The organism is Psychromonas sp. Urea-02u-13 (genome assembly GCF_002835995.1).
GTDB lineage: Bacteria > Pseudomonadota > Gammaproteobacteria > Enterobacterales > Psychromonadaceae > Psychromonas.
The window spans coordinates 20,669-28,385 of the sequence record NZ_PJBZ01000090.1 but is presented as its reverse complement, the minus strand read 5'-3'; the positions used below and the strand labels follow the sequence as shown (position 1 = coordinate 28,385).

7 protein-coding genes are annotated in these 7,717 nt (G+C 39.2%); all 7 read left to right on the top strand.

Annotation, left to right across the window (positions count from 1 at the left end; all coding sequences use genetic code 11):
• Nucleotides 1–340: 340 nt before the first annotated feature.
• The 7 genes from CXF74_RS17330 to CXF74_RS17300 are packed head-to-tail and all read left to right on the top strand — an operon-like array spanning nt 341 to nt 7,703.
• A complete protein-coding gene (locus CXF74_RS17330; protein WP_101083786.1) occupies nt 341–1,531 on the top strand; it encodes a UDP-N-acetylglucosamine 4,6-dehydratase in 1,191 nt (396 codons plus the stop codon).
• A 54-nt stretch (nt 1,532–1,585) separates the two neighbouring features.
• Complete coding sequence (locus CXF74_RS17325; protein WP_101083785.1) at nt 1,586–2,731, top strand: LegC family aminotransferase; 1,146 nt, start codon at nt 1,586–1,588, stop codon at nt 2,729–2,731.
• A 42-nt stretch (nt 2,732–2,773) separates the two neighbouring features.
• A complete protein-coding gene (neuC, locus tag CXF74_RS17320; protein ID WP_101083784.1) occupies nt 2,774–3,943 on the top strand; it encodes a UDP-N-acetylglucosamine 2-epimerase in 1,170 nt (389 codons plus the stop codon).
• Nucleotides 3,944–3,950: 7 nt separating this feature from the next.
• Nucleotides 3,951–5,024 (top strand): N-acetylneuraminate synthase, encoded by a 1,074-nt coding sequence (neuB, locus tag CXF74_RS17315; RefSeq protein WP_101083783.1) that lies wholly within the window; start codon nt 3,951–3,953, stop codon nt 5,022–5,024.
• Nucleotides 5,017–5,661, top strand: a complete 645-nt coding sequence (locus tag CXF74_RS17310) for an acetyltransferase (RefSeq protein WP_101083782.1) — start codon at nt 5,017–5,019, stop codon at nt 5,659–5,661. Before neuB ends, CXF74_RS17310 begins: the two co-directional genes overlap by 8 nt.
• Before the next feature lie 15 nt (nt 5,662–5,676).
• Entirely contained in the window at nt 5,677–6,735 is a 1,059-nt protein-coding gene (locus CXF74_RS17305) for a nucleotidyltransferase family protein (protein ID WP_101083781.1), read from the top strand.
• A complete protein-coding gene (locus CXF74_RS17300) occupies nt 6,735–7,703 on the top strand; it encodes a Gfo/Idh/MocA family protein (RefSeq protein WP_101083780.1) in 969 nt (322 codons plus the stop codon). Before CXF74_RS17305 ends, CXF74_RS17300 begins: the two co-directional genes overlap by 1 nt.
• The last annotated feature ends 14 nt before the right edge of the window (nt 7,704–7,717 follow it).

Sequence of the window (7,717 nt, the reverse complement as noted above, 5' to 3'; positions counted from 1 at the left end):
CTAGATACTAAAAATCTCTTGAATAACTAATTCAAAATACTTAATTTATTGGCAATGAGGTTATTGTAGGCCAAGTTGTTTTGAAACGATGAATGAGTATTCGTTGAAGGTAGCTTAACTAGAGTGTGAATTTGCTGACCACGTCATCTTTTTTTAATTGTAAAATGAGTGTTTATTAGAAAAGTTGATACTTTGCACTAGTAAAGTTGATTATTTAGGAAATAGGTTGGGTAATTGCGCAATATAAATGTTAATTGGTTTATGATGGCCTATGCATACATAAATTATTTACATATCATTGTGAGCATATTTAAATATACGCTATTAAGGTTAAGCTAAAATGAATTCAATATTACCGCTTATTGGTCGTGAAAAAGAATTATTTTCAAACGATATTAAAGCTCATGAAAAAGAGTTATCAGAGACTATTTTAAATAGTCGTTTTCTCGTTCTTGGTGGTGCAGGCTCAATTGGCCAAGCAGTGACCAAGGAAATCTTTAAGCGCCACCCTGAAAAATTGCATGTTGTTGATATTAGTGAAAACAACATGGTTGAACTGGTACGTGATATTCGCAGTTCATTTGGTTACATTAATGGTGATTTTCAAACATTTGCATTAGATATCGGTTCAATTGAATACGATGCATTTATTAAAGCTGACGGTCAGTATGACTACGTATTGAATTTATCGGCTCTTAAGCATGTACGAAGTGAGAAAGACCCTTTTACTTTAATGCGCATGATTGATGTCAATGTGTTTAATACCGATAAAACCATTCAGCAGTCGATTGATGCTGGAGCTAAAAAATACTTCTGTGTATCGACTGATAAAGCGGCAAATCCAGTGAATATGATGGGAGCTTCAAAACGTATTATGGAAATGTTCTTAATGCGTAAAAGTGAAGAGATCACAATCTCGACTGCACGTTTTGCTAATGTGGCGTTTTCTGATGGCTCTCTTCTTCATGGTTTCAACCAGCGCATCCAAAAAAATCAACCGATTGTGGCACCAAACGATATTAAGCGTTATTTTGTTACCCCACAAGAGTCCGGTGAGCTATGTCTAATGTCTTGTGTTTTTGGTGAGAATCGTGACATTTTCTTCCCTAAATTGAGCGAAGCACTTCACTTAATTTCGTTTGCCGATATTGCAGTGAAATACTTGAAGCAAATTGGTTATGAGCCACATTTATGTGAGACTGAAGACGAAGCTCGTGAATTAGCGAAAACATTACCTGCTCAAGGAAAATGGCCATGTTTATTTACTTCGAGTGATACAACAGGTGAAAAAGATTTTGAAGAATTTTTTACCGATAAAGAAACGCTTGATATGGCGCGTTTTGATAACTTAGGCATCATCAAAAATGATCCGCTATATCAGCAGGAATTACTCGAATTGTTTGAGTTGCAGATCGGCAAAATGAAATCTGAACGACAGTGGACTAAAGAAGAGATAGTGAAGCTGTTTTTTACTATGATCCCAGATTTTGGCCACAAAGAAACAGGTAAATATCTTGATAGTAAGATGTAATTGATATTTAGCCATCACGTTCCAGTTAGGCCATTAATAGTAGAGAGTTGAGTAATGAGCAAAGTGTCGATAGTTGATTTTGTCCGTGATATTTATCAAACCAATGACTTTATCCCCATGCACGCGCCAACATTTAATGGCAATGAGCAGAAGTATGTTTTAGAAACCATTCAAAGCACATTTGTATCGAGTGTTGGTAAATTTGTTGATGAATTTGAGCAAAAAATAGAGACCTATACAGGAACGGCTAAAGCTGTTGCTACGGTTAATGGCACTGCTGCACTTCACGCTGCGTTATACATGGCGGGGGTTCGGGCTGGTGACTTGGTGATTACTCAGGCGCTTACTTTTGTAGCAACCTGTAATGCATTACATCATATGGGTGCTGAACCGATATTTGTTGATGTATCCCCTGTCAGTTTAGGTTTGTGCCCAAAGGCGATGGATGAGTTTCTTATTCAACACGCTCAAGTGACGGATAATGGATGTATTCATAAACAAACAAAGCGCCGAATTCGTGCCGTGGTACCCATGCATACCTTTGGTCATCCCGTTGAACTGGATGAACTGATTGCTGTTTGCCATAAATGGAATATTACTTTAGTTGAAGATGCAGCTGAAAGCTTAGGCTCTTTTTATAAAGGAAAACATACGGGAACACTTGGTGATTTTGGCGCGGTGAGCTTTAATGGTAATAAAATCATCACCACTGGCGGCGGCGGTATGGTGTTGTGTAAAACGGCGGAACTTGGTGCTCACACAAAGCATGTAACAACAACAGCGAAAGTGCCACATCCTTATGAGTTTTTCCATGATGAAGCTGGCTTTAATTACAGAATGCCAAATTTAAATGCGGCGTTAGGCTGCGCTCAGATGGAAGTATTAGAGCTGTATTTAGCTCAAAAGCGAGTTTTGGCGAATCGTTATCAGGCTTTCTTTGAAAATAGTGATTTCCAATTTGTTACAGAGCCTGATTATGCACAATCAAATTATTGGTTGAATGCAGTGATCTGCCCTTCAGTAGCTGCGCGTGATGAACTATTAACGCAAACAAATGATGCCGGTGTGATGACTCGCCCTATTTGGAAATTAATGCATAGGCTACCAATGTTTAAAGACGCTCTGCGTGGTGATTTAACCCAGTCAGAGCATATTGAAGCGCATTTGATTAATTTACCTAGCAGCCCTATTGCTCTGTAGTCGCGTATTAAAGATAAATTAACTAGAGATAATCGATTTGTTATGAGTAAAAAAATTGCTGTTTTTACTGGTACAAGAGCAGAATATGGTCTGCTCTTTTGGCTTTTAAAAGATCTTCAAAATGATCCTGAATTCCAACTGCAACTGTTGGTGTCAGGGATGCACTTATCACCAGAATTTGGTGAAACCTATCAACAAATAGAAGCTGATGGCTTTGTGATTGATGAAAAAATTGAGATCCTTCTCTCATCAGATTCAGCAGTAGGAACCGCCAAAAGTATGGGACTTGGCGTATTAGGCTTCTCTGATGCACTTGCTCGTTTGCAACCCGATTTACTGGTTATTCTTGGCGATCGTTTTGAAGCGCTAGCTGCCGCGCAAACAGCAATGATCATGCGCATTCCAATTGTTCATTTACATGGTGGTGAGATCACGGAAGGTGCATATGATGACGCAATTCGGCATGCTATAACTAAACTCAGTTACTTGCATGGCACGTCAACCGAAGAATATCGCCAGCGTGTTATACAATTAGGTGAAGAGCCTAGCAGAGTAAAAAATGTGGGCGCGATTGGTTTAGATCACTTACAACGTGCAACGTTTATGAATGAGGCTGAATTATCAGAGTCTTTAAACTTTGTTCTGAATAAACCTTTTTTTGTAGTTACCTATCATCCTGTAACACTGGGTAATGAAGCACCAGAAGAAAGCTTTCAATCATTATTAAATGCCTTAGATGAGTATCCAGATCATCAAGTAATTCTGACTTATCCAAATGCAGATGATGGTGGGCGTCGTATTATCCCAATACTTGAAGAGTATGCTCGTCAAAACCCAATGCGAGTATTAGCAATACCTTCTTTAGGTCAGGTTCGTTATCTTAGTTCAGTAATGCATGCTGCCGCAGTGATAGGTAACTCTTCGAGTGGAATCATTGAAGTGCCTGCATTTGATGTCCCAACCGTCAATATAGGTTCGAGACAGAAAGGGCGTTTAGCTGCAAAAAGCGTCTTAAATGTGGAACCGAATCAACAATCGATTTCGGATGCAATACAAGTCGCCATTACTCGTACGTATAAACAGGTAGATGAAAAGATTCACAATCCATATGGCCAAGGTGATACCAGCGGTAAAGTGATCAAAATGATTAAATCGTTGAAATTCACACCAAGTAAAGCTTTTTACGATGTAACTTTTAATGATGTAGAGTGAGAGAATAATGACCTTAATTATTGCGGAAGCAGGTGTTAACCATAATGGCGATGAAAAGCTAGCTTTTCAACTTATTGATGCTGCTTATCATGCTGGTGCTGACATTGTTAAATTTCAAACCTTTAAAGCGAAAAATCTAGTAACAGCTGATGCGGCTCAAGCTGAATACCAAGTCAAAAATACACAGAAGCAAGAGTCACAGTTAGCGATGTTGAGTCGGTTGGAGCTTTCTTATGATGTGCATCACCAGTTAGTTAAACATTGTGAATCATTAGGTATTGAATTTTTATCGACGGCTTTTGACTTTGAGAGCTTAGACTTTTTAGTTAATGACTTAGGGCTAACACGTTTAAAAATCCCTTCTGGTGAAATCACAAATGCCCCATTGGTTCTAGAGCATGCGCGTACAGGGTGTGATTTAATTGTTTCTACTGGTATGGCAACGCTTTCTGAAATTGAAGCCGTATTAGGGGTGATTGCCTTTGGTTATGTGGCTGATGAAGCTGCAGAGCCAAATGAATTAGCATTTCAGCAAGCTTATGCTTCTGAGCTTGGTCAAAAAACATTGAAACAAAAAGTCACTATATTGCACTGTACAACAGAATACCCAGCGCCAATGGCTGAGATTAACCTTAAAGCAATGGATACATTGGGCCGTGCATTTGAATTACCAGCAGGGTATTCAGATCATAGTGCGGGAATAACAATCCCGATTGCTGCTGTTGCTCGTGGTGCCGTGTTGATTGAAAAGCATTTTACGTTAGATCAAAATATGGAAGGGCCAGATCATAAAGCCTCTTTAGAGCCTGAAGAATTGGCAGCCATGGTTAGTGCAATACGCCAAGTGGAAGTTGCCTTAGGTGCTGGGGTGAAAAGCCCAACCGTGTCAGAGATAAAAAATAAAGCGGTTGCACGTAAAAGTTTAGTGGCCGCTAAAGTGATTGAAGAAGGTGAGCTTATTACCGAAGAAAACCTCACCATTAAGCGTCCAGGTTCGGGTATGTCACCATATCATTATTGGATGCTATTGAATAAACCAGCGAGTAAAAGTTATCAAGCAGGGGACTTAATTTTTGAGTAACCCAGAACAAAAACCTCTTGTTGTTATCGGTGGTGGGGGACACGCCAGTGTATTAGTGGATATCTTACGTGCACAGCAACGTGAGATAGTGGCAATTGTTAGTCCTGAGGATGTCAGTCAACGTCACGTTTTTTCAGGTATTACACACCTTAAAAATGATGAAGATGTTTTAGATTTTTCACCTGAAGCAATCAGGCTTGTTAATGGTATCGGTATGTTACCTAAGTCCAGTTTAAAGCGTAAATTGAATGAACACTTTATTTCTCTTGGTTATCAGTTTGAAACGATAATATCGACTCATGCCCATATATCCCCATTTGCAGAGATAGAGCAAGGTGCTCAAATTTTCCCTGGGGCGATCATTCAGGCTGGAGCTATCATTGGTTCGCACAGTATTATCAATAGTGGCGTTATTATTGAGCACGATTGCAGGATCGGTGAATACAATCATATAGCGCCCAAAGCATCAGTATGTGGGCAAGTGACAACAAACAATGATGTTTATATTGGAGCAAGTGCTACGGTTATTCAAAATATTACGCTTGAGAAAAGTTCGATTGTAGGCGCAGGGGCTATCGTGACTAAAAATATGTCTTCTGGACAAATCTGCTACCCAAGCCACTCGACATTGAAATAAGTAAGAAGGTAAGTTATGAGTTATTCGTGGAAAAAAATATTAATCAAAGCAGAATCGACAGTACTTGATGCCCTTAGGGTTATCGATAATGAAGCATTACGCATCGCTTTAGTTATTAATGATGAACAACAACTTTTAGGTGTGATAACGGATGGTGATATTCGTAGAGGTATTTTAAATAATTTACCGTTAGAAACTCCCGTCGTTGAAATAATGAGTCGTTCGCCAATTACCGCACTAGCAAATACTCCAAAAGAACAATTAGTAAAATTAATGGAAAATAGAGGCATACTTGCTATACCGTTAATGGAAGGAAATAAGGTTGTAGGGTTAGAAACGCTACATCACTTATTTGAAGAAAAAACCTACCATAATCCGGTGTTTATTATGGCTGGTGGCTTCGGTACCCGCTTACGCCCTTTAACGGATAATTGCCCCAAACCTATGCTTAAAATTGGTAATAAGCCAATTTTAGAAATCGTTATTCGTAGTTTTATTAAAGCGGGTTTTGTGAACTTCTATATATCAACGCACTATATGGCAGAGCAAATTCAACGGTACTTTGGTGATGGTTCTAAGTTAGGTGTGAAGATTAACTATATTCATGAGGATTCTCCGCTAGGCACAGGTGGGGCGCTTGGTTTACTTCCTGAGGATTTACCACAAGATTTACCTTTAATTATGATGAATGGTGATGTGCTTACTAAGGTTGATTTTGAACGTCTATTAGATTTTCATACAGAAAATCAAGCCGACGCGACAATGTGCGTTCGTGAATACGATTATCAAATTCCTTATGGTGTGGTTAACGGAGAGGGAAACAAAATAACCAGTATGGTAGAGAAGCCAATTCAGCGCTTTTTTGTTAATGCTGGGATTTATGTTGTATCGCCACGGGTAATTCAATCGGTCCCTAAAAACCTCAACATTGATATGCCAACACTACTAGAGCAGCACATGAGTGATCGGGATAATATCCTTATGTTTCCTATTCATGAATACTGGTTAGATATTGGTCGAATGGATGACTTTAATCGTGCCCAAGCAGACATCAATACACTAGGGCTAGATTGATGATGAATAAAGTTGCGGTCATTGGGTTAGGGAATATAGCAACTCGTCATCGTCATAATTTGAAGAGCCTGTTTCCGAATGTTGAATTATTGGTTATGTCAGCAAGTGGGCGCGTACCTAAAGAAAATATCAGTGATAGCGACGGCATTGTTACTAGTGTTGATGCATTGATTGAAGCTGGTGTTGAATTAGTAATAGTCGCTTCACCTGCGCCTTTTCATGCTCAGCATTCGATCCCTTTGATTGAAGCAGGTATCCCAACCCTAATCGAAAAGCCAGTGACAACAACGCGTGAAGATGCGGATGCGATTCAAAAAGTAATTGACCAATACGGCACAGCTGTTGCGGTAGGTTACTGTCTACGTTATCTACCTTCTGCCCAAAAACTGAAAACTTTATTAGATAACAATACCATTGGCACATTATTTAATGCACATATTGAGATAGGTCAATATCTTCCTGACTGGCGTCCAAATAAAGATTACAGGGACTGCGTATCTGCAAATAGAAAGCTCGGTGGTGGCGCCTTATTCGAGCTTAGTCACGAGTTGGACTATGCCCAATGGTTACTAGGACCTTTAGATCTTCAGCATGCAATTCTACGTTCCTCTGATGAGTTGGATCTTAACGTTGAAGATATGGCTGATATCTTAACATTAACTAAATCAGGCGCAGTCACTGCGATTCATTTGGATTTTTTACAACGCAAAGCGCACCGAAAATGTAGCTTTATTGGCAGTGAAGGGCGCATAGATTGGGATTTAATTCAGAATCAACTTACCCTTACAACGGCAACTGAGATTCTGGTTCTTTACAGTGAACCAGAATGGGATAAAAACCAAATGTATCTAACAATGGTCACTGACTTCATTGAAATGATTAAGCTGAAACCCCATCGTTGTACCGAAGTGACTGAAGCAACATTGACGATTGATTTAATCGAGCAGATAAAACAACAAGCTTGTTAAAATAGAGAAATAAA

Coding starts and splice junctions, on each gene's coding strand:
- CXF74_RS17305 (WP_101083781.1), top strand. CDS start 5,677: ATGAGTTATTCGTGGAAAAAAATATTAATCAAAGCAGAATCGACAGTA.
- CXF74_RS17300 (WP_101083780.1), top strand. CDS start 6,735: ATGATGAATAAAGTTGCGGTCATTGGGTTAGGGAATATAGCAACTCGT.
- CXF74_RS17325 (WP_101083785.1), top strand. CDS start 1,586: ATGAGCAAAGTGTCGATAGTTGATTTTGTCCGTGATATTTATCAAACC.
- neuC (WP_101083784.1), top strand. CDS start 2,774: ATGAGTAAAAAAATTGCTGTTTTTACTGGTACAAGAGCAGAATATGGT.
- CXF74_RS17330 (WP_101083786.1), top strand. CDS start 341: ATGAATTCAATATTACCGCTTATTGGTCGTGAAAAAGAATTATTTTCA.
- neuB (WP_101083783.1), top strand. CDS start 3,951: ATGACCTTAATTATTGCGGAAGCAGGTGTTAACCATAATGGCGATGAA.